At 71.5% G+C, this 21,631-nt stretch carries 16 protein-coding genes; 11 read left to right on the plus strand and 5 right to left on the minus strand.

The window, feature by feature from the left end; genetic code table 11:
- Positions 1 to 289 precede the first annotated feature (289 nt).
- Positions 290 to 463 carry a hypothetical protein gene (locus ACFWI9_RS17645; protein ID WP_387162932.1) on the plus strand — a complete coding sequence of 58 codons (174 nt, stop codon included), beginning with the start codon at positions 290 to 292 and terminating at the stop codon, positions 461 to 463.
- A 124-nt stretch (positions 464 to 587) separates the two neighbouring features.
- Here ACFWI9_RS17645 and ACFWI9_RS17650 read toward each other — a convergent pair whose 3' ends face one another.
- Complete coding sequence (locus tag ACFWI9_RS17650) at positions 588 to 2,015, minus strand: lipase maturation factor family protein (protein WP_387162933.1); 1,428 nt, start codon at positions 2,013 to 2,015, stop codon at positions 588 to 590.
- A 314-nt stretch (positions 2,016 to 2,329) separates the two neighbouring features.
- On the opposite strand from ACFWI9_RS17650, the gene ACFWI9_RS17655 reads away from it, so the two are divergent.
- From ACFWI9_RS17655 to ACFWI9_RS17670, 4 genes are all read left to right on the plus strand, one after another.
- Positions 2,330 to 3,907, plus strand: a complete 1,578-nt coding sequence (locus tag ACFWI9_RS17655; RefSeq protein WP_387162935.1) for a DUF6777 domain-containing protein — start codon at positions 2,330 to 2,332, stop codon at positions 3,905 to 3,907.
- A 79-nt stretch (positions 3,908 to 3,986) separates the two neighbouring features.
- Positions 3,987 to 6,074 (plus strand): SpoIIE family protein phosphatase, encoded by a 2,088-nt coding sequence (locus ACFWI9_RS17660; RefSeq protein WP_387162936.1) that lies wholly within the window; start codon positions 3,987 to 3,989, stop codon positions 6,072 to 6,074.
- Between the two features lie 196 nt (positions 6,075 to 6,270).
- Positions 6,271 to 7,662: a wax ester/triacylglycerol synthase family O-acyltransferase gene (locus ACFWI9_RS17665; protein WP_387162937.1), complete on the plus strand. Its 1,392-nt coding sequence runs from the start codon at positions 6,271 to 6,273 to the stop codon at positions 7,660 to 7,662.
- A gap of 80 nt (positions 7,663 to 7,742) precedes the next feature.
- A complete protein-coding gene (locus ACFWI9_RS17670; protein ID WP_387162939.1) occupies positions 7,743 to 8,606 on the plus strand; it encodes an Fpg/Nei family DNA glycosylase in 864 nt (287 codons plus the stop codon).
- Between the two features lie 17 nt (positions 8,607 to 8,623).
- Here ACFWI9_RS17670 and ACFWI9_RS17675 read toward each other — a convergent pair whose 3' ends face one another.
- Positions 8,624 to 9,310, minus strand: a complete 687-nt coding sequence (locus ACFWI9_RS17675; protein WP_387162940.1) for an anti-sigma factor family protein — start codon at positions 9,308 to 9,310, stop codon at positions 8,624 to 8,626.
- A 165-nt stretch (positions 9,311 to 9,475) separates the two neighbouring features.
- Here ACFWI9_RS17675 and ACFWI9_RS17680 point away from each other — a divergent pair, with 165 nt between their 5' ends.
- The 4 genes from ACFWI9_RS17680 (at position 9,476) to ACFWI9_RS17695 (ending at position 13,874) form a co-directional block, all read left to right on the plus strand.
- On the plus strand, positions 9,476 to 10,261 hold the full coding sequence (locus ACFWI9_RS17680; RefSeq protein ID WP_387162942.1) for a LytR/AlgR family response regulator transcription factor: 786 nt from the start codon (positions 9,476 to 9,478) through the stop codon (positions 10,259 to 10,261).
- Between the two features lie 220 nt (positions 10,262 to 10,481).
- Positions 10,482 to 10,880: a hypothetical protein gene (locus ACFWI9_RS17685; protein WP_387162943.1), complete on the plus strand. Its 399-nt coding sequence runs from the start codon at positions 10,482 to 10,484 to the stop codon at positions 10,878 to 10,880.
- 22 nt (positions 10,881 to 10,902) lie between these two features.
- Positions 10,903 to 12,666 carry a cation acetate symporter gene (locus ACFWI9_RS17690; RefSeq protein WP_387162944.1) on the plus strand — a complete coding sequence of 588 codons (1,764 nt, stop codon included), beginning with the start codon at positions 10,903 to 10,905 and terminating at the stop codon, positions 12,664 to 12,666.
- Positions 12,667 to 12,671: 5 nt separating this feature from the next.
- Positions 12,672 to 13,874, plus strand: coding sequence for a histidine kinase (locus ACFWI9_RS17695; RefSeq protein WP_387162956.1), 1,203 nt, complete (start codon positions 12,672 to 12,674; stop codon positions 13,872 to 13,874).
- Between the two features lie 219 nt (positions 13,875 to 14,093).
- Here the strand turns inward: ACFWI9_RS17695 and ACFWI9_RS17700 are convergent, their stop codons facing one another.
- The gene (locus ACFWI9_RS17700; RefSeq protein ID WP_387162945.1) at positions 14,094 to 14,621 is read right to left on the minus strand and encodes a hypothetical protein; all 528 of its coding nucleotides are present in this window, start codon (positions 14,619 to 14,621) and stop codon (positions 14,094 to 14,096) included.
- 376 nt (positions 14,622 to 14,997) lie between these two features.
- On the minus strand, positions 14,998 to 15,552 hold the full coding sequence (locus tag ACFWI9_RS17705) for a sigma-70 family RNA polymerase sigma factor (protein ID WP_387162947.1): 555 nt from the start codon (positions 15,550 to 15,552) through the stop codon (positions 14,998 to 15,000).
- Positions 15,553 to 15,881: 329 nt separating this feature from the next.
- On the opposite strand from ACFWI9_RS17705, the gene lysX reads away from it, so the two are divergent.
- The gene (lysX, locus tag ACFWI9_RS17710; RefSeq protein WP_387162949.1) at positions 15,882 to 19,205 is read left to right on the plus strand and encodes a bifunctional lysylphosphatidylglycerol synthetase/lysine--tRNA ligase LysX; all 3,324 of its coding nucleotides are present in this window, start codon (positions 15,882 to 15,884) and stop codon (positions 19,203 to 19,205) included.
- A 79-nt stretch (positions 19,206 to 19,284) separates the two neighbouring features.
- On the opposite strand, the gene ACFWI9_RS17715 is transcribed toward lysX, so the two are convergent.
- Positions 19,285 to 19,944 carry a class F sortase gene (locus ACFWI9_RS17715; protein ID WP_387162950.1) on the minus strand — a complete coding sequence of 220 codons (660 nt, stop codon included), beginning with the start codon at positions 19,942 to 19,944 and terminating at the stop codon, positions 19,285 to 19,287.
- 308 nt (positions 19,945 to 20,252) lie between these two features.
- Here ACFWI9_RS17715 and ACFWI9_RS17720 point away from each other — a divergent pair, with 308 nt between their 5' ends.
- Positions 20,253 to 21,602 (plus strand): hypothetical protein, encoded by a 1,350-nt coding sequence (locus ACFWI9_RS17720; RefSeq protein WP_387162952.1) that lies wholly within the window; start codon positions 20,253 to 20,255, stop codon positions 21,600 to 21,602.
- The last annotated feature ends 29 nt before the right edge of the window (positions 21,603 to 21,631 follow it).

Below are 21,631 nucleotides of genomic sequence, written 5' to 3' on the forward strand. Positions count from 1 at the left end.
CGTCACCCCCGGGCGCACTGGGCCGCCCGGGGGTTTCCTGTACCCGATGGGCTGTCATCTCCGCACGGTTTTCTGTACAGAACTCCCGATGTGACGCGCCCCATCGAGCGTAAGGGCGCTCATTTGGTTAAACTAGGGCGCACGGACGGCTGGCAAGGGCCCACGAAACCCCCACAGCCGCCCTGGGACAGGCCCGCATCCACGGCCGCGATCCCGCCTTGGAAACGGCGCCACCGCGACCGAAGAGACCCCCTAGTCCCCCTGTTGCGCGACACACGAGGAGTGCGCGGTGACAACTGAAGTGAAGCAGGACAAGCGGCCGGCCGCCGAACGAGGCGAGCGGGTCGGACGGCGCGGTGACGAACTCGGCAGCCTGGAAGTCTGGGCACGTTCGGCGCCCATCCGCCTCGCCGGCTACGAGGACGATCTCGAGGAGCCGCACATCCTGCCCGGCATCGACTGAGATTCGGAACCCGCGACGAGAACCGGACCGAGCTCGTCGAGCCGATGGACAGATCCGTACCCCCTGGGCGATATCCGCCTCGGGGGTACGGCCTTTTTACCTCTTTCGTACCTTCTCGTGCCCGTTATGTTTGCTTTTTCCCCGCGTCGCTCAGCCGGGTCGGCGGCAGGAAGTCCCGCAGATGGCGGCGCTGCCAGCAGGCGCCCGTCGTACGAAGCTGCCGCCAGTCGGTGAACTCGTAATGGCAGAGCCTGGCGCGGATGAAGCGCGGCGGCCGGTCAGGGAAGGGGTTGCGGCGCAGCAGCTTCAGAGTGTCGCGGTCCTGGTCGAGCAGCCGCTCGACGAAACCGCCGAACCAGGGGGCGGCATACGTCGGGGACAGCGCCGCGAACCACATCAGCCAGTCCAGCCGCAGATGGTACGGGGCGAACTGGCGCGGCCAGTGCCGGATGTCACCCGGCTTGCCGTGGAACTCGTACTCCCGCCACACCGTGCCCGGATGCACCGACGGCTCGTCCGTGCCCTCCACCACGACCTCGTACCGCACCCGGCCCACGGTGCCGAAGGCTCCGTATGTGTTGACCAGGTGGAGCGGGTCGAAGGAGCGGTTCATCGCCTGGCGCCGGGAGAGCAGATTGCGCACCGGGCGGTAGCTGAGCACCAGTACGAGAGCCGTCACGGCGGTGACGGTGATCGCGAACCACAGCGGCGGATCCGGGAGAGGATGGGGCCCGGTGAACAGGGAGCCGTCGATGGCGGACAGGGCCAGGGCGACCGTCAGCCAGTTCAGCCAGGCGAAATTGCCGGACAGGATCAGCCAGAACTGGGTCAGCGCGATCATCGCGGCCGCGGCGCTCGCGATCGGCTGCGGGGTGAAGAGCAGAAACGGGACGAGGAGTTGGGTGACGTGGTTGGCCGCCGCCTCCAAGCGGTGGACCGGACCCGGCAGTCGATGGAAGAACCAGCTCAGCGGGCCCGGCATCGGCTGGGTCTCGTGGTGGTAGTAGAGGCAGGTCAGCCTGCGCCAGCACTCATCCCCCCGGATCTTGATGAGCCCCGCCCCGAACTCCACCCGGAACAGCAGCCATCGCAGCAGCCACAGCACCAGCAGCGGGGGCGCGACGCGCTCGTTCCCGAGGAAGATCGCGAGGAAGCCCGTCTCCAGCAGCAGTGACTCCCAGCCGAAGGCGTACCAGGTCTGTCCGACATTGACGATGGACAGATACAGGGCCCACAGCACCGCCCACCACAGCATCGCGGTCCACAGCGGCAGCCGGTCGGCGGCTCCGGCCACCAGCCCGGCGGCCAGCAGCGCACCGGTCCAGGCGCAGCAGGCGAAGAACCGGTCCGAGTAGTGCAGTTGGAAGACGCTCGGCGCCCGCCGCATGGGGACCAGCCGGAGGTAGCCGGGTACCGGAAGCATTCCCCGTTCCCCGATCAGGGCGCGGAACTGGGTGGCGGCGGCGATGAAGCCCACGAGGTACAGCGCGGCCAGCGTCCGCTGGAAGACCAGCCTGCTGAGCCAGTAGTCGGGTGCCGTGAACCACTCCATGGCGGACCTCGCGAACCTCGCCGACCTCACGGACGTGCCGTGCCCTCACCGACCTGGCGGTACGTCCAGTATCGGACCGCGCAGGCGAGGTCCCCGGAACGGACGCGCCGGGCGTGCGAAATCCGTGAGTCCTCCGTTCGGCGCTGTTCGGCGCCGCATCCGTCCAGGTCAGCGAGTCCGGTGCGGGATGGGGCGGTCCCGGCGCGCCAGCGCCGCGCCGGGCGGTCCGGTCGCGCACGGCATCGGCATACGGCAAGACAGGGAGTGATCACTTCGGATTTTCGTATGACAGCACAGGCGGGAGATGGCGGGTCATGTACGTGTGCTCATCGACGCATCGCCGATACGCCAGGCTCGCCGCGCAGTCGGCGGTCCTGTCGGCGGCACTGCTGGTCACGGGTTGCAGCAAGCTCACCGGTTCGGGCCAGGGCGGAACGGAGGCGCGGCAGCAGGTCCACTTGCAGCCCGCCTCTGACCTCGGACCCGACCCCTTCACACCCTCCACGGCCACCCTCGCGGGCGCGGCCGGCCCCCTCTCCGCGCCCCGTGCGCGCGCATCCGCTCCGCCGTCGACCGCGCCCTCGCAGTTCGGCGCCGTACGGACGGTGCTGGGCTCCACGCCCGGCCTCTACGGTGGTACGCGTTCGATCGCGAGCTGCGATGTCGAGCAGCAGATCCGCTTCCTGACCGTGGACGCCAACAAGGGCCGCGCCTTCGCCTCCGGCGCGGGAGTCAGCCAGGAGGACCTTCCGGAGTTCCTGCGCGGTCTCACCCCGGTGGTGCTGCGCGCCGACGTCCGGGTGACCGGTCACAGCTACCGCGCCGGTTCCGCCCAGCGCTTCCAGTCCGTCCTGCAGAGCGGGACCGCCGTCCTGGTGGACGAGCACGGCTCGCCCAGGGTGCGGTGCGCGTCCGGAAGCCCACTGGCCTCGCCGGTGATCGAGTCAGGTGCGGTGGAGGAGCAGGGCCGGGAATGGCCCGGTTACGAGGCCGACCGTGTCGTGGTGGTCACCAGGTCGGCGGGCGCGATCAAGAACCTCATCATCGCCGATGTCGCGGGCAACTCCTGGCTGGCCCGGACGAGCGGTACCGACGGCGAAGCGGACCGCAAGCCGGATGTGCTGCCGCCGTACGCTCCCGGCCTCCATGTCACCGATGTGCCGGCCATCCGGCCCGGGGGACCCGCGGACTCGTCCAGTCCGCGTCCCATCCTCCCCGACGCCAGTCCGAGCGCGAGCCCGGGCACGAAGGCGAAGGACACCGCGGACGGCTCACCGAGAGTGAACCCGCCCCGGCCGCAGCCTGACGTACCCCAGGGCGTGCCGCTGCCCGACGCGCCCGCAGTCGATGGCTCCGGTCTGACCGGCCAGGGGGTGCCGATGCCGGACGCGGGCACCGACCCCGGCATGGGATACGGATACACCGACGGTATGGCTCCTGACGGCATGGCGTACGACGACGGCGCGGGCACGCTCCAGCCGCCGTTCGACAGCGACTCCGGGGTTCTGTTCGGCCCCGCTGCCGGTCCGGGTGCCGCGCCTTCGGGCCCGAAGGACTCGAAGGGCTCGAAGGGCTCACCGCGGGAACCGCAGGGTGCGGACGGGGGTGGTGCGGTCCACGGCGGTGCCACGCACGGAGGCGCGGTCCCGGGCGGTGCCGCGCACGGAGGCGCGGTCCCGGGTACCGCGCCCGCAGGCGGCGCTGCCCAGGGCGGCCCACACCAGGACCGGACCGGCCACGGCAGTGCGCCCCAGGGGCAGACCGGCCAAAGTGCGGCCCCTGACTCCGTGCCGCACGGCGCGGCTGAAGCACTGGGCGCCCGCGGTGGTGCGATGGTGCCCGGTGGTGTTCGCGGGCCGGTGCCGAACGCCGGCGCCGTGCCCCAGGGCTGACCACAGGGGCGCCGACGAGTCGGCACCCCTCGGCACCCGTTCGCTCGAAATATCGGACAAATGATGGCAGAGTGTCACCATGGCTGATCGGGCAGCGGGTGCCATGTCGCTCCCCGACGACTGGCCGGCCCACCCGGACCTCAGCCTGTCCCTCAACCACATGGGCAGCTTCGACTGGGATCTGGAGAAGGGGCTGCTGCACCTGGACCAGTCGGCGCTCGACGTGTTCGATGTGACGGCGGAGGAGTTCGACGGGCACCCCCAGTCGCTGGCTCTCCGCGTCCCGCACAGCGAGGCGACGCGGCTGCACGGGCTGGTTACCCAGGCGCTCAGGAGTGGCAGCAGCAGCTACGGTGCGTACTTCCGGATCCGCTGCCGCGACGGCAGCCTGCGCTGGACCCACACCCAGGGTGCGGTCAGATGTGATGCCGCCGGCCGCCCCAGTCGCATCATCGGGATCGTCCGCGACGCCACCCAGGAGCTCGCCGACTCGTCCGCCCGTGTCGAACTCGACGCCGAACGCCGCCGCCAGACCAGCGTGGTGGAGAGCACCACGGCCGCACTCGCCCATGCCCGGACGGTCGGGGACGTCATCGACGTGCTCAAGGACTCGCACGGCCTCGAACGCCTCGGGGCCACCAGTATGGTCATGGGGCTGCTGGAGGCGGGCCGGATCCACCTGGTCGCGGAAGGACCCGAGGGCTCGTTCGTACCGGGCACCCGCTTTACCCGGGTGGAAGAGCAGTACCCGATGAGCGAGGTGATCCGTACCCTTGCGCCCCGCTTCATCGAGTCGAAGGAGGACTTCGCCGAGTCGTACCCGAGGCTGTGGCCCCATATCCGGGGTCTCGGCGTCACCTCCGCCGCGTATATGCCGCTCATCGCCCAGGCTCGGCCGATCGGCGCGCTCGGGCTGCTCTACAGCGACAAGACCGGCTTCACCACGGAGGAACGCAATCTGCTGGTGGCACTCGGCAGCAGTATCGCCCAGAGCCTCCAGCGGGCGGTGCTCTTCGAGCAGGAACACGATCTCGCCGAAGGACTCCAGCAGGCGATGCTGCCCCGGCGTATCCCGTCCGTGCCGGGCGCGCAGATCGCGGTCCGCTACCGCTCGGCGCGGCTCGGCCGAGATATCGGAGGGGACTGGTACGACGTCATCCCGCTGCCGGGCGGCCGGGTCGGTGCCGTCATCGGTGACGTCCAGGGCCATGACACCCATGCGGCGGCCGTCATGGGGCAACTGCGCATCGTGCTGCGCGCCTACGCGGCCGAGGGGCACACCCCGGCGACCGTCATGGCCCGCGCGTCCGTCTTCCTCCATGAACTCGACACCGACCGGTTCGCCACCTGTGTCTACGCCGAGGCCGACCCGACCACCGGCGTGGTGCAGGTGGTGCGGGCCGGTCATATGGACCCGCTCCGGCTGAGCGCCGACGGCGAGACCCGCCGGGTGTCGGTGGGCGGTGGGCTGCCGCTCGGTCTTTCCGCCGAGTTCGGGCGTCTCGAGTACCCCGTGGCCACCATCGAGCTGGACCCGGGGGAGACCCTGCTGCTCTACACCGACGGGCTTGTGGAGCGGCCCGGTACCGATCTCGACGACGGCCTGCGGGCGCTCGTCGAGCTGATCCGCGGCGGCCCGCGCAACCTCCAGTTGCTCGCCGACCGGCTGTGCGAGGAGTCCGAGGAGCGGGCGGGCGAAGACGATGTGGCCCTCCTGCTGCTGCGCCGCCACGGCGCGCCCGCCGCCCACGCGGGCGGGCGGCTTCAGCAGCATGTCGCCCAGAGCGACCCGGAGGCGCTCACCTCCGCCCGCCATATGATCCGGGCCGCGGTGCGGGTCTGGGGAGCGGCGGAGCGGGCCGACGAGATCGAGCTCGCCGCTGACGAGCTGATCACCAACGCCCTGATGCACACCGACGGCGGGGCGACCGTGACCGCACGGGTGCTGCCCGGGGAGGGGCGGCGTCTGAGGGTCGAGGTGGAGGACCGGTCGACCGCGCTGCCCCGGCGCCGTGACGCCGGGGAGTCGGGGGTCTCGGGCCGTGGGCTGATGCTGGTGGACCGGCTGGCGGACGTCTGGGGCGTGGAGTCGCGGGGCAGCGGCAAATGCGTGTGGTGTGAGTTCGCCATGCCCGATCCGGTCGCCGTCGAGCGGACAGCCGCCTGACTCCTGCCAACCAGCCGCGCGCCCGGCCGTGCGAACCGATGCGAACAAGCCTTCAATCCATGCCGAACCCATACCGAACCGCTACCGAATAGTAACCGTATGTAACTTGACGGTACTTGACCGTCACCGATCACGGACGATTGACTTGTCTCTCCCCGTGTTCCGGGTTTCCGGCCTTCTAGGACATGAGGACCCCTTGAGTACTGAGCTACTGGCCCCGCTGGATCTGGCGTTCTGGCATCTCGAAAGCGCCGACCACCCCATGCACCTCGGCGCGCTCGCCTGCTTCTCCCCACCCGCGTCCGGCGAGCGCGACAGCGCGGAGATCCTGGAACTGCTCGCCGCCCGCGCCTGCGCCATTCCGCGGCTGAGGATGCGGGTGCGCGATGTGCTGCTGCCGGTCGGCGGCGCCGCCTGGGCCGCGCACAAGGACTTCGACGTGCGGCGGCATCTGCGCCATGTGCGGCTGCCCGCGGGGGACTTCGCCACCGGTGCGGCGCGGCTCGCCGGGGAGCTGATGGAACGTCCGCTGGAACGGGGCCTGCCGCCCTGGGAGATGTACCTGCTCACCGGTGGGCCCGGGGACCCGTTCGGGGTGCTCGTCAAACTGCACCACGCCCTCGCCGACGGGATGCGCGCCGTGGCCATCGGCGCCGGGATCTTCGACCAGGTCGCCGACGCCCGCGGCGCCCGCTCGGGACGCGGTGTGCCGGCCCGGATGAGCGCGGCACGCGGCAGCAACCCGGCAGGCCTCCGCTCCTGGCTGCCCGGACCCTGGCAGATGGCGGGCATGGCGCGCGGCCGGATCGAGGAGCTCGGCCGCGCCGTCGGGGTCGGGGCCGCGCTCGTCGGCGCCTCCCTCGCCCGCGCCGGGCGACACGACCCGCGCGGCGCCGCCCCGTTCAGCGCGACCTCCAGCGGTACGCGCCGACTGGCCACCGCCGTACTGCCCCTGGACGAGGTGCACGAGGTGCGCCGAGCGGCCGGCGGCACCGCCAACGACGTGCTGCTCGCCATCGTGGCCGGGGCGCTGCGCCGCTGGATGATCGCGCGGGGTGACACACTGCCGCCGAGTGATCCCGGGGCCCTCGTGCCGGTTTCCCGACGCCGGCCCGGCAGTGCTCCCGGTACGGGCAACAAACTCTCGGCCTATGTGCTCGCGCTCCCCGTCACCGAGTCCAACCCCTGGACCAGGCTCTACGCCGTCCGCACCGGAATGGACCGCAACAAGGCGGCGGGGCCGCTGCGGGGTGCCGGCGCGGTCGCCGTACTCGCCGACCAACTCCCCGCGCTGGCCCACCGCTTCGGTGCGCCGATCGCCGGGAGCGCCGCCCGGATGCTCTTCGACGTGCTGGTGACGAGCGTGCCGCTACCCCGCTCCGCGCTGTCACTCGGCGGCTGCCCGCTGCGGGAGGTGTATCCGCTGGCACCGCTTGCCCGGGGCCAGTCGCTCGCCGTCGCGATGTCCACCTACGGCGGCAAGGTGCACATCGGACTGGTCGCCGACGGCAAGGCGCTCCCGGACGTGGACGGGCTCGCACACTGTATGGCGGAGGAGCTCGCCGAGCTGCTGTCACTGGTCCGCTGAGCGCGGCCGACGACCCCGGCCGCCGAGTTGACCGCAGAGCCCGGCCTGCGCACGGCATGGTGATACGGCAGGCTGGTCCCATGCCGGAACTGCCCGAGGTCGAAGCGCTGCGGGACTTCCTCGACGAGCGTCTGGTCGGTAAGGAGATCGCCAAGGTGCTGCCCGTGGCGGTCAGCGTGCTCAAGACCTACGACCCGCCGCTCACCGCCCTGGAGGGCGGTGAGGTCAGCGCCGTGCACCGGCACGGGAAGTTCCTCGACATCGCCACGGGAGACGGGCTCCATCTGGTCTTCCACCTCGCCAGGGCCGGCTGGCTCCAGTGGAAGGACGTACTGCCCTCCGGAGTGCCGAGGCCCGGCAAGGGGCCGCTGGCCCTGCGTACCGCGCTCACCGGCGGAGACGGCTTCGATCTCACGGAGGCGGGCACCACCAAACGGCTCGCCGTCCATCTGGTGCACGATCCGGCACAGGTCCCGGGCGTGGCCCGGCTCGGTCCCGACCCGCTCGCCGACGCCTTCGACCGCGAGGACTTCGCCGCACTCCTCGCGGGCGAACGCCGCCAGATCAAGGGCGCGCTGCGCGACCAGGGGCTGATCGCCGGGATCGGCAACGCCTACAGCGACGAGATCCTGCACGCGGCGAGGATGTCGCCCTACAAACTCACGTCGAAGCTCAGCGACGACGAGATCACCGGCCTCTACGAGGCCATGCGCGAGACCCTCACCGACGCCGTGCGGCGCTCACGGGGGCTTGCCGCGGGGAACCTCAAGTCCGAGAAGAAGAGCGGGCTCAGGGTGCACGGACGCACCGGTCTGCCGTGCCCGGTGTGCGGCGACACCATCCGGGAGGTGTCCTTCCACGACTCCTCGCTGCAGTACTGCCCCACCTGCCAGACGGGCGGCAAGCCCCTCGCCGACCGGCGGATGTCCCGCCTGCTCAAGTAGTCCACGACTGCTCCGGCTCAGCGGTCCAGGGACACGAGCCGCTCACCGGTCTCGGTACGGATCTCCACATGGCCGATCTCGTCCGGTGTCAGCGCCGTGGCCACCTCGATGTCCAGCGGCTTGCCGTTCCCGGCCGCCCCGGGCAGGCCGTAACCGTCCTGCGGCACCGACCAGGTGGAGAGAGGGTGCTCGGCGCCGTCCTTGCCGACCACCACCAGCTCGCAGGTCCGGGGCCCCGTCACCTTCGCGAGCCGCAGCGCCACCGCGGTGCCCCACGCCTTCCGGTGCAGCTCGACCGCTCCGTACACCCCCGTCGCCGCGTCCGTCGCGACGAGCCGCGACACCCCGCCTTCGGCGCCGGCCCCGTCCTTGAGCAGGCCGAGGACACCCACCGGCAGCGCGATGATCAGCGCCGCCGCAGCCGCCACCAGCCGAAGCCTGCGGCGCGCGCCGCGTCTGCGGTCCTCCGCGACCGTGCCGAGCAGCCGGCCGAGCAGCGCGGCAGACGGCCGGGTCACCGGCGCCTCCGACGCACCGGGCGCGCCCAGTTCGCCCAGCGCCGAGGCGACCGGAGCGAAATCCGTCAGCCGCACCGCGCACAGGACACATTCCGAGAGATGCTCCTCGAAGCGGAACGCGTCCGAAGGGTCGAGGACGCCCAGCGCATAGGCAGCCACATCCCTGTGCCGCTCCCGCAGATTCATGGACCAATCCTTCGGCTCGTCGGCTACGAACGGTCCATACAAGTCGTACGTACCGTGGTGTCGGCATGGAATACGCACGACAGCCCCGCCCTGCTCACTGGCACGCGTAAAAGCAGCACTGAGTCCGGTGGTCCGGTGGCCGGTGACCGGCCTAGGATCCGCAGCATGCTGCGCGTACTGGCCGTGGACGACGAGAAACCGGCGCTCGAAGAGCTGCTCTTCCTGTTGCGCTCCGACCCGCGGGTGCTGACCGCGGAAGGCGCCACCGACGCCACCGACGCGCTGCGCCGCATCAACCGGGCCCTGGACGCGGGTCCCGACGGTGATGACGCCGTCGACGTGGTCTTCCTCGACATCCACATGCCCGGACTGACCGGGCTCGACGTCGCCAGACTGCTCGCCGGTTTCGCCCGGCCACCGCTGGTCGTGTTCGTCACCGCGCACGAGGGTTTCGCCGTCCATGCGTTCGACCTCAAGGCCGTCGACTATGTACTGAAGCCGGTGCGCCGGGAGCGGCTCGCCGAGGCGGTGCGCCGGGCGAGCGAGCTGACAGACCTGGCACGCGATCCCAGGCCGGCACAAGCCCCGCTTCCGACCGCGGCACGGACGGTGGCCGCGAGCGACCAGATACCGGTGGAGCTCGGCGGGGTCACCCGCTTTGTGGCGATCGACGACATCACCTACGTCGAGGCCCAGGGCGACTACGCGCGGTTGCACACCGCGGAGGGCAGCCATCTGGTCCGAATCCCGCTGTCCACCCTGGAGGAGCGCTGGGCCGCCCGTGGATTCGTCCGCATCCACCGCAGCCATCTGGTCGCCCTCAGCCGGATCGACGAGCTGCGACTCGACGCCGGGGCCACCACGGTCCGGGTCGGCACGGCCGAACTCCCGGTCAGCCGGAGGCACGCACGCCAGCTCCGCGACCTGCTGATGCGGCCCGCACGGGGCTGAAGGTCCTTCCCGGTGGCACGGCGCTGATCCGGACCGCGACCTGGTCCCCGGGCGGGATCCGATACTCGCGACCCGCGACCCGTGTGAGCCGGTCCGACGGCGATCCGGCCACGGGACAGACACCTCGCGGTCCCACCGTGGCTCCCGCGTAGACTCCGTGGATCCAGATCCTCGGACATCTGTCTGAGCGATCGCCGAGCGCCGCGGGGAGGGATCGTCCATGTCTGCGGAGCCTGCCGAGCCCGCGAAGCAGCCGCCTCGCCGCGAGGTGGTCACGGGCGTACCCCGTGCCGCGCGCCGCCCGCCCGGCCACGCCCAGGCGCGCTCCGAGATCAGCGACCAGACCCCCATCGGCGGGGTGTACATCCGCTCCCTGATACGCAGCCAGCGGCGTGCCGCGCTCGCCGCGCTGGGCGCACTCGCCCTGCTCGTCGGCACGCTGCCGCTGCTGTTCGCGCTGCCCACCGAAGTCCTGGGCTCCCTCTCCTCGCCCCAGCCGTTCGTCTGGGTGGCCCTCGGCGTGGCCGTGTACCCGGTGATGTGGGGCATCGCCCGGTGGTACGTCCGCCGCGCGGAGCGCAACGAGCGCGACTTCACCGCACTGGTCGAAGGCCGCTGAGCACACCAGGGGAGGGCGGCCGGTGAACCAGACCTACGCGGTGGCGGCAGTCGCCTTCGTCGTCCTCGCGACCGTCCTCATCGGTGCACTCGGGCTGCGGATATCCCGCACCACGTCGGATTTCTACGTCGCCTCACGCACCGTCGGACCCGGACTCAACGCCGCTGCCATCAGCGGCGAGTACCTCTCCGCCGCCTCCTTCCTCGGCATCGCGGGACTGGTACTGCTCCAGGGTCCCGGAATGCTCTGGTACCCGGTGGGCTACACCGCCGGATACCTCGTCCTCCTGGTGCTCGTCGCCGCCCCACTGCGCCGCTCGGGCGCGTACACACTCTCCGACTTCGCCGAAGCCCGGCTCGAATCGGCGGCTGTGCGCAGGCTCGCAAGCCTCCTTGTCGCCGGTATCGGCTGGCTCTATCTGCTGCCGCAGCTCCAGGGCGCCGGCCTCACCCTGGAGATCCTCACCGGCGCGCCCGGCTGGGTGGGCGGGCTTGTCGTGGCCTTCGTCGTCACGGTGGCGGTCGCGGCGGGTGGGATGCGGTCGATCACCTTCGTCCAGGCCTTCCAGTACTGGCTCAAGCTGACCGCACTGCTCGTCCCCGCGCTTTTCCTGGCCGCCGCCTGGGCGGGCGACGACGCGCCGCGCGCACGCTTCGACGCCCCCGCCGTGTTCCGCGAGCACACCGTCGTACGGGTCGGCGACACCGTACGGGTCGAGCTGGCGCGGCCGCTCACCCTCGAAGTCACCGGCACCGTCGACGGCGCACGGTACGACGGCGAGCGGCTCAGCCTCGGCGAGGGCACACACCGGATCGACAGCGGGACCACCATCAGCTTTCCGCGCGGTGCGGCCGTCCCCGAGCGTGCCACCAGCGGCACGGACCCGTCCAGCTGGTCCCAGCCGCTCGCGGGCGGGCGGAACGGCTATCAGCTGTACGCCACCTACGGGCTGATCCTCGCCACCTTCCTCGGCACGATGGGGCTGCCGCACGTCGCCGTGCGCTTCTACACGAGCCCCAACGGATGTGCCGCGCGGCGCACCACACTCGTCGTCCTCGGGATGATCGGCGTCTTCTATCTGCTGCCGCCCGTCTACGGAGCCCTCGGCCGGATCTACGCCCCCGAGCTGAGCCTCACCGGGGCCGCCGACGCCGCCGTACTCGTGCTACCCGACCGGATGCTGGGCGGGCTGGCCGGGGACCTGCTGGGAGCGCTGCTGGCGGGCGGCGCCTTCGCCGCGTTCCTGTCCACGGCGTCCGGGCTGACCATGTCCGTGGCCGGGGTGCTCACCCAGGACGTGCTGCCCGCACGCGGGGTACGGCATTTCCGGCTGGCCGCGGTCGCGGCGACGGCCGTACCGCTCGCCGTCAGCGTCTTCGCCTCCCATGTGCCGGTCGCCGACGCCGTCGGACTCGCCTTCGCCGTCTCCGCCTCTTCCTTCTGCCCCTTGCTGGTGCTCGGCATCTGGTGGCGGCGGCTGACCCCGCCGGGCGCCGCGGCGGGGCTCGTCACGGGCGGCGGGGCAGCCCTGACCGCCGTGATGGCGACCCGGACCGGGCTTGCCCCCGGAGGCTGGGCGCACACCCTGATGGCCTGGCCCGCGGTCTGGTCGGTGCCGCTGGGCTTCCTCACCATGGTGCTGGTGTCACTGGCGACGCCCCGGCACATACCCGCCGGGGCGGACGCCATCCTCGCGCGGTTGCACCTGCCGGAGAACCTCGCCGCACGGCCGCAGCCGGCCGAAACGGCGGAAGCGGTCCCAGGGATCCCAAGGAGGCGGCGATGAACGGGGTGAGCGGGATGGCGCTGGCGGCACTGTGCGCAGCCGCTGCCGTCCTGCTGGCGGCAGGCTTCGCACTCGGCCGGCTCACCGCACGGCGTCACGGCACCGGCGGTGGCCCTGGCCTCGGGCTCGGCACACCGGTCGAGCGGGCCACCTTCCACACCCTGCACACCGCGTCGCTCGCCGCCCCGCCCCTGCGGGCCGGGCTCACCGAGGACACCGCCCGCAAGGCCGCCCGCCGGCTGCGCCCGCTGCTGGGCACCGAGGTGTTCTGCCTGACCGACCGCGAACGGGTCCTGGCCTGGGACGGACCGGGCGCCGAGCACCACGAGGAGTGGGCGATGGCGCGCGTGGCGGAGGTCCTGGAGTCGGGCCGCGGCCAGAGCGTGCGCACCGGGTGCGAAACGCCGGACTGCCCGCTGCGCTGGGCCGTCATCGCCCCGCTCACCGGCGAGGAGGGAGTACTCGGCACCCTCGTCGCCTATGGCTCCCGGGAGTCCGCGGTGCTGCTGCGAGCCGCCACCGAGGTCGCCCGCTGGGTGTCCGTACAGCTGGAGCTGACAGAACTCGACCGTTCACGCACCCGGCTGATCGAGGCGGAGATCCGCGCCCTGCGCGCCCAGATCTCACCGCACTTCATCTTCAACTCACTCGCCGCCATCGCCTCCTTCGTGCGTACCGACCCCGGTCGGGCACGTGAACTGCTACTGGAATTCGCCGACTTCACCCGCTACTCGTTCCGCAGGCACGGGGATTTCACCCAGCTCGCCGACGAACTGCGGTGTATCGAGCAGTATCTGGCGCTTGCCGGAGCCCGGTTCGGGGACCGGCTCAAGGTCACCCTTCAGATCGCCCCCGAAGTGCTGCCGGTCGCGCTGCCCTTCCTGTGCCTTCAGCCGCTGGTCGAGAACGCTGTCAAACACGGTCTTGAGGACTCGGGGCAGGAGTGCCGTATCTCGATCTCCGCCAGGGACGCGGGCGCCGAGGCCGTGGTCGTGGTCGAGGACGACGGCGTCGGCATGGACCCGGCCGAGCTGCGCCGGATACTCGCGGGTGAGCCGGGCCGCTCGCCGGGCATCGGGCTGTGCAATGTGGACGACCGGCTTCGGCAGGTCTACGGCGACGACTACGGCCTGGTCATCGAGACGGGGGTCGGTGCGGGCATGAAGATCACCGCCAGGATTCCCAAGTACCACGCGGGCGTGCACTAGGGCCTTTCGTTTGGATCAGGCCGGATAGGGGAGCGGTGCCAGGGCACGCGAGCCCGGCAAGATCCAAACGCAAGGCCCTGGGGCTCCGGCACATCCTGAGGCACGGACCGTGCGTTCGCGAGGCCGCGGTGGCGCGGGTCCGCGACCGGCTGGAAGCGGTCCCACCGCGGTCCAGGGCCGGACGTGCCGAGCGGGTCCCCGGCCCGGTGCGGACGCGTCTCAGTACAGATGCATCGCCAGATGCCCGAGCGGCAGCCCCAGACGCCACGCCGGCGTCCACACCTGCTCCGACTCGTCCACGGCCGGATCCTCCTGCGGCAGCGCCGGCGGCCAGAGCCCCGACTCGTCACCCAGGTCGGCGGCGAGCACCTCGGTGTGCTCCAGCCACCGCCAGGTGTCCCGGGCGAGCTCCAGGTCCGCGTCGGGGCCGGTGACATCGCACTCGAAAGCCTCGAGCACGCCGATACGCTCGCGCACCCACTGCGGCCACGGGTGCCCGTACGCCGTGCGGGACAGCCACTCGTCCAGCCGGGACACCGTGCGGATACCGGTGGCGGGTTCATCGGGCCCACCGCACAGATAGATCGTCAGGGCCAGTGTGGCCCGGCCCGCTCTGAACTCGACCGTACCGGTCTCCACCAAGCCGCCGGTGCGCAGCAGCTCATCGGCCATGTACTCGGCACACAGCCAGGCCATGGGCACCGCCAGACCGTCTCCACTGGTGCCGTTCGTACCCTCGGGCAGCACTCTCTCCACCTACTCCCGGACATGTTCGGCGCGGGTCTCGAAGACGAGCCTCCACCGAGAGACACGCGTCAGGGCCGCTCTTTGCTCAACTCGAGCGGCGGATTCCGAATCCTGTCGGCACGGACCGTTGCACCAGGGGGACCAGATCGGTGAAGGGGTGACCGGGGCGGGAGTGAACCGCCCGCGCCGGAGCCTGGCACGAGACGCGGCGACGGCCGTCGTGCGGCGGCGGTGGCGGTCGCGCGGCGGCCGGGCCCGCGGGGCGCGCCCCCGCCGGGCCCCGCCGGCGCCCGGGGGGGGGCCCCCCCGCGCGTGGGCGGGGGGCCGCGCCGGGGGCGGGGGCGCGGCGCGCGCCGCGCCCCCTGCGCGCGCGCCCTCACCCCCCGCGTCCCCCCGCCCCGGCCGGGGTGACCGCCGCGCGATGGTAGCCGGGCAGCGACCTGGCGAGCTGACGCAGCGCGTAGTGCGAGCGCGACTTGACCGTTCCGGCCGGGACGCCGAGCGCCTGGGCGGTCTCCGCCACGCTGTGCCCCCGGAAGTAGATCTGAACCAGCACCGCGCGGTGCTCGGGGCTCAGGGACCGCACCGCGGCCCGGACGTCCAGCGCGGCGACCGCCCGGTCGGTCGGATCCGCGGGATCCGGGGTACCGGCGAGCGCACCGTCGCCGACCTCGGCGGGCCGGGCCAGCCGGGAACGGCGGGCGTCGATCGCGAGCCGCCGCCCCACGGTGAAAAGCCACGGCCGCATCGACTCATACGGCGCGGCGAACGCCTCGGGGTGCTGCCAGGCCCGTACCAGGGTCTCCTGGAGCAGGTCCTCGGCACGCTGCCGGTCCCCGTACGTCAGGCCGAGGAGGAAGTGCAGCAGGGCGGGACCGTGTTCGTGCTTCAGCTCCGCCAGAGCCCGCTCGTCGGTCGTCGCCGTCCCCATCGTCGCCTCCGGTCCGTTTCGATGCGTCGGGTGCGTTCGGATCGCTCGGTGCGTATCCGAGCGCATCAGGGGCCGGAACGACAGCCGACGCACGCCGATCTGCGCCGAGTGGTCCGTACGGGGAGGTGAATGGTGCGCTCAGCGGTTGACCGGGCGGCGAGTGCCCGATCGCCGCCCGCCGCCCGCCGCCCGCCGCCCGCGACGGTCGGACCCGTACGGGAAGCCGGTGTGCTCGGCGTGTACCGCCGTCACGCGGAACACCGCCGCCACCATCCACTCGCTCCGCCGCCGACAGGCGCCCCGGCGAAGCTCTCCCTAGAGTGCGGAACATGAGTGTCAGCGCGGCGGAGCGCTCGGCCTTCACCCGGAGCGGCTTCATGGCCAAGGTGCCGGGCGGCTTCGCGATGTTCTTCGCCCTGCTCGGGGTGTTCTGCGCGCTGCTCGCGCTGCTCGCCCCGCTGCGCAGGCTGTTGCGGCCCGTGGTGGTGTTCCTCGACCAGAACGTCGTGCCGGTCAGCGCCAACCTCGCCTACGCCGTCTTCCTGCTGCTGCTCGCCGGAGCCATCGGCGCCCGCAAGAAGGTCGCCTGGTGGCTGGTCGTCGTCTATCTCGTGCTGATCTTCGTCGCCGACGTCCTGACCGTCGCCGTCGGCCGGTACTGGGAGGTGGTCCCCAACCTCCTGGTGTGCCTGGCCGCCTTCCTGCTGCTGGTCGCCGCCCGGCGCGAGTTCTACGCAGAGACCCGGCGCGCGGCGCTACGGCGCGCCATCGCCGTGCTGGTGGTCGGGCTCGCCGCCGGTGTGCTGGTCGGCTGGGGGCTTGTCGAGCTCTTCCCCGGCACCCTCGCAGCAGGGCAGCGGCTGCTCTGGTCGGCCGACCGGGTGCTCGGCGGGCTCGCGTCCGGTCGGCAGTTCGACGGCACCCCGCCCCGGGCGCTCTACTTCATCCTGGGTCTCTTCGGCGCACTCGCCCTGCTGAACTCCGCCGCGACGCTCTTCCGCTCCCAGCGGATGGAAGCGGCGCTGCACGGCGACGAGGAGCCCCGTATCCGCGCGCTGCTCGGCGCCTACGGTTCGCAGGACTCGCTCGGCTACTTCGCCACCCGCCGCGACAAGGCCGTCGTCTTCGCCCCGAACGGCAAGGCGGCCGTCACCTACCGGGTCGAGGCAGGGGTCGCCCTGGCCAGCGGCGACCCGGTGGGCGACAAGGAGGCGTGGACACCCGCGATCGAGGGCTGGCTGGACGTCGCCCGCCGCCATGCCTGGGTCCCCGCCGTGATGGGCGCGTCCGAGGACGGCGCCAGGGCGTACGGGCGGTCGGGGCTCGGTGCCATCCAGCTCGGTGACGAGGCGATCCTGTACGTGGACCGCTTCGACCTCGACGGCCGCGATATGCGGGTCACCCGGCAGGCCGTCCACCGGGTGCGCAGGCTCGGCGCCACCGTGCGGGTACGGAGGCACTCCGCGCTGAGCGACAGGGAGATGGAGCTGGCCATCGACCGCGCCGACGCCTGGCGGGACACCGAGACCGAACGCGGGTTCTCCATGGCGCTGGACCGGCTCGGCGATCCCGGGGACGGGGACTGCCTGCTGGTCGAAGCCTTCGACGGCGATCCGGCGTCGGCCGGGACCAGGCTGATAGCGCTGCTCTCCTTCGTACCGTGGGGGCGCGACGGTGTCTCGCTCGACGTGATGCGCCGCGACCGCGACAGCGCCCCGAACGGCATCATGGAGTTCATGGTCGCGGAGCTGTGTGCGCAGGCTGCGCAGTTCGGCATCCGCCGTATCTCGCTGAACTTCGCCGTGTTCCGCGCGGTCTTCGAGGAAGGCGCCAGGATCGGCGCCGGCCCCGTGCTGCGGGCCTGGCGCAGGCTGCTGCTGTTCTTCTCGCGTTGGTGGCAGCTCGAAGCCCTGTACCGCTCCAACGTCAAGTACCAGCCGTCGTGGTACCCCCGGTTCCTCTGCTTCGGGGACGCGGGGGCCCTCGCCCGTATCGGTCTCGCGTCGGCGATCGCCGAAGGCTTCGTCTCCGTACCGAGCCTGCGCAGGCTCCGGGGCAACGGGCGGCGGCACGCGCTCAGCGGACCGGTGGCCGGGACCGCGGGGCTGCCCGCCATCGAGGCGCTGGAGCTGGCCGGGCCCGACACCGTACGCCCGATGGGGGAGCGGCGGCTCACGGAGCAGGCACGCATCCGCCATCGCAAACTGGACCGGCTGCGCGAGCGGGGCATCGACCCCTACCCGGTCGGGGTCGCCGGACCCACCACCACCCTCGCCGCCGTCCGCGCGGCCCACCCCTCACCCGTCCCCGGGGCGCACACCGGGGAGCAGGCCACCGTCGCCGGGCGCGTGATGGCCGTCCGCGACTTCGGCGGGATCGTCTTCGCCGTGATCCGTGACTGGTCCGGAGACCTCCAGATCGCCTTCACCCGCCAGGGCTCCGGCCCCGGCGTACTCGACGCGTTCCGGGCGGACGCCGACCTCGGCGACCACATCACCGCCACCGGTGAGATCGGCGCAAGCGACCGCGGTGAACTCACCCTCTTCGCAGGCTCCTGGCAGCTCACCGCCAAGTGCCTGCGCCCGCTACCGGACAAGCGCCGCGGCCTCGCCGACCCCGAGGCCCGGGTCCGCCGGCGCTATCTCGACCTGGTCGCCCGGCCTGACGCCCGCGCCGTAGTCCGGGCCAGGTCGGCGGCGGTCCAGGCGCTGCGTCAAGGGCTGCTGGAACGCGGCTATCTCGAAGTCGAGACCCCGATGCTCCAGCAGATCCACGGGGGCGCCAACGCCCGCCCCTTCACCACCCACATCAACGCCTACGACCTCGACCTCTATCTGCGTATCGCGCCCGAGCTGTACCTCAAACGGCTGTGCGTCGGCGGTCTGGAGAAGGTCTTCGAACTGGGCCGCACCTTCCGCAACGAAGGGATCTCCTACAAGCACAACCCCGAGTTCACGATGCTGGAGGCGTACCAGGCCTTCGCCGACTACGACGTGATGCTCGACCTGGCCCGTGAGCTCATCCAGGGCGCGGCCACCGCGGCGTTCGGATTGCCCGTCGCACACAGGGCGGGGCCTGACGGGACGCTCGTCGCCCATGACATCTCCGGGCCCTGGCCCGTCAAGACGGTCTACGGGGCGCTGTCGGAGGCCCTCGGCGAAGAGGTCGACGCCGACACCGGGGAGGACGACCTGCGCAGGCTCTGCGATGTCGCGGGAGTCCCGCACATCCCCGACGACACCCGGGGCGACGTGGTCCTGGAGATGTACGAGCGGCTGGTGGAGGAGAGGACCGTGCTGCCGACCTTCTACAAGGACTTCCCCACGGACGTCTCCCCGCTCACCCGCCAGCACCGCCGGGACCCGCGCCTCGCCGAACGCTGGGACCTCGTCGCCTTCGGCACCGAGCTGGGTACCGCCTACTCGGAGCTCACCGACCCGGTCGAACAGCGCCGCCGCCTCACCGCCCAGTCACTGCTCGCCGCTGGCGGCGACCCGGAGGCCATGGAGCTCGACGAGGACTTCCTCGACGCACTGGAGTACGCGATGCCACCGACCGGGGGACTCGGCATCGGGGTGGACCGGCTGGTGATGTTCCTGACCGGACTCACCATCCGGGAGACCCTGCCGTTCCCGCTGGTACGCCGTTCCTGACCCCCCGACCGCGGAGGCCGCGGTCGGACATGTCGAGGGCCGCCGCGGCGGTGCCACGACGGCGGGTCCCCTCGGGCGGTCAGCGCGAGGCGATCATGCGGGCGAAGACGACGACGTTGCCGTCGTACCCACCGGCCTGCGAATAGCCTCCGCCGCAGGTGATCACCCGCAGCTCGGGACTACCGGTGTCTCCGTAGACGCGGGCGGCGGGGAAGTTCTGCTTCGAGAACACCTCGACCCCGTACACCTCGAAGACGGCGGTCCGGCCGTCGTAGCGGGCCACCTCGATGTGGACGCCCTTCTGGAGCGCGCCGAGTCCGTAGAACACGGCGGGGCCCCCGGCGTTGTCGACATGCCCGACGATCACGGCGGTGCCCTGTGAGCCAGGGGCGATGCCGTTCTGGTACCAGCCGGCGAGGTTGGTGTCCTGGGGTGGCGGCGCCTCGATCCAGCCGTTGGGGTCGAGGCCGACATCGACGATCGGCGCGTCGACCCGGATGGCGGGGATGGCGATCCGTGAGGCGGGCGCGTACGCCAGCGGCACCACCGCTCCGTTCGCGGCGAGCGAGTTCACCTTGCTCTGGCCGCTGTCGAGGGCGGCGGCGACGGCCGGTTGGGGCGGTCCCATCCCCACGTCAACGCCGTTGCGCACCAGCGCCAGGCCGGTGAGCATGACGAGAGCCAGTACGCCCCAGGGTGAGCGCCTCCTCGACTCCGAGCCGGTGTAGTCCAGGCCCATGGTTCTCCCATCTCATCGTGTGCAGGCACGGTAAGCACCCCTGCGCGGGGCTGCGACTCGGGAGGGGCGAACGGGTGGTACGGCCACTTGGGGTGAGGCCGAACGAGTATTTAGCCATACAAGCTGTGTTGTGGCTGTGACCTGCGGAACCGTCAGATCCGGGCTGCCGGGACCGGCGTGTCGGCTCACCGGGGTGGACCAGTTCCGAAATGCGGCGAAAGTGCATTCCGGTGAGTGTTCGTCATGGAGGGCGTTGTCATCGAACTCCGGAGCACCGTTCCGGGGCGCCGTCCACTGGAGGTTCAACCATGCGTGCTTCACGCGCCATCGCGGTGAGCGTCACCGCTTGCGCGGCCATGGGGCTCACGGGGCCCGTGGTCGCCGCCACCAGCAACGGCAATGGCACCGGCCCGAGGAACATCACCCTGTCGCCATCGGCGGTCCACCAGGGCGGGACCATGCACATCCAGGTCGACGGCTGCGGCCGGGGCGGGGTCGTCACGTCCAACGCCTTTCCCACCGCGAACCTGACCACCGACCGCGACCGCGGCGGGTACTACGGCCCCAACCGCGACCAGGGCGGGAGCCCTGCCGCCAAGCCGAACGGAAGCAACGCCGGAAACCCCAACGGAAGTGCAGCCGGGAACGCGACCGGCAACAAGGCCGCCGACCCCAACGGGAACGCGGGCGGGAATCCGGCCGGCAACACTGCCGGCAATGCGGCCGGAAACCCCAACGGGAGCACGGCCGGGAATCCGGCCGGCAACACGCCCGCCAACCCCGACGGTGCCGTCAAGGCGGTACCCGACGGGACCGCCGCTGGAAACGCCACGGGCAAGTCGGCCGGTGACAACTCCGTGGGCGGCACCGGAAACGCCGCCGCGGTCCCCGACGGGAGTGCCAGCCCCAACGCCAATGTGAACATCAACGGCAACGAGAGCGCGAACGCGAACGGCAACGGCGATGCCCGCGACCAACGCGACCACGGGAACGCGGGCAACGGGCGTGGCACCGGAAACGCGAACGGCACGGATTCCGACGGAGAGGGCCTCGGGAACGGCAACGCCAACGGAAACGCTTCCGTCAACAGCAACGATGACGGCGGGTCGGACAACAACGGGACCGGCTCGGGCAACGGCACAGGGACCGGCTCGGGCAACGGGAACGGGAACGGCAACGGCAACGGCAACTTCAACTTCAACTTCAACCAGAACGAGAACAGCAACGCCAACGCCAATGCCAACGCCGACGCCAACGACAACTTCAACGACCGCGGGCGTAACAACAACAATTTCAACGACCGCGGCCGGGGTAACAACAACCGTGGTCGCAACAACTTCAACGACCGCGGCCGGGGCGGCAACTTCGACGACCGCTTCTTCCGGGTGGGCAGCGGTGTCGCCGACGCCACGGCCCGTATCTATGACAACGCCACGCCCGGCCAGTACAACCTCGCCGTCCGGTGCAACGACAGCAACCGGATCGCCACCCGTACGTTCACCGTGCTGTCCGCCCGGGGCGCACAGGGTGGTATCGGTGGCTCGCACCGCCCCTCGACCGCCGAGATGGCGGTGGGCGGTGGGCTTGTCGTCGCCGCGGCCGCGGGTGGCGTCTTCTTCTTCGCCCGCCGCCGGCGTATGAGCAGCGGAAGGGTGTGACCGGCCGAACCTCCCGGTCTGCCCGATCC

It is taken from the genome of Streptomyces sp. NPDC127084 (genome assembly GCF_042724175.1).
In the GTDB taxonomy this organism is placed as follows: domain Bacteria; phylum Actinomycetota; class Actinomycetes; order Streptomycetales; family Streptomycetaceae; genus Streptomyces.

Excerpts from the sequence above, each read along its gene's own strand:
- ACFWI9_RS17650 (WP_387162933.1), bottom strand. The coding sequence starts at position 2,015 with ATGGAGTGGTTCACGGCACCCGACTACTGGCTCAGCAGGCTGGTCTTC.
- ACFWI9_RS17655 (WP_387162935.1), top strand. The coding sequence starts at position 2,330 with ATGTACGTGTGCTCATCGACGCATCGCCGATACGCCAGGCTCGCCGCG.
- ACFWI9_RS17660 (WP_387162936.1), top strand. The coding sequence starts at position 3,987 with ATGGCTGATCGGGCAGCGGGTGCCATGTCGCTCCCCGACGACTGGCCG.
- ACFWI9_RS17670 (WP_387162939.1), top strand. The coding sequence starts at position 7,743 with ATGCCGGAACTGCCCGAGGTCGAAGCGCTGCGGGACTTCCTCGACGAG.
- ACFWI9_RS17675 (WP_387162940.1), bottom strand. The coding sequence starts at position 9,310 with ATGAATCTGCGGGAGCGGCACAGGGATGTGGCTGCCTATGCGCTGGGC.
- ACFWI9_RS17680 (WP_387162942.1), top strand. The coding sequence starts at position 9,476 with ATGCTGCGCGTACTGGCCGTGGACGACGAGAAACCGGCGCTCGAAGAG.
- ACFWI9_RS17685 (WP_387162943.1), top strand. The coding sequence starts at position 10,482 with ATGTCTGCGGAGCCTGCCGAGCCCGCGAAGCAGCCGCCTCGCCGCGAG.
- ACFWI9_RS17705 (WP_387162947.1), bottom strand. The coding sequence starts at position 15,552 with ATGGGGACGGCGACGACCGACGAGCGGGCTCTGGCGGAGCTGAAGCAC.
- lysX (WP_387162949.1), top strand. The coding sequence starts at position 15,882 with ATGAGTGTCAGCGCGGCGGAGCGCTCGGCCTTCACCCGGAGCGGCTTC.
- ACFWI9_RS17715 (WP_387162950.1), bottom strand. The coding sequence starts at position 19,944 with ATGGGCCTGGACTACACCGGCTCGGAGTCGAGGAGGCGCTCACCCTGG.
- ACFWI9_RS17720 (WP_387162952.1), top strand. The coding sequence starts at position 20,253 with ATGCGTGCTTCACGCGCCATCGCGGTGAGCGTCACCGCTTGCGCGGCC.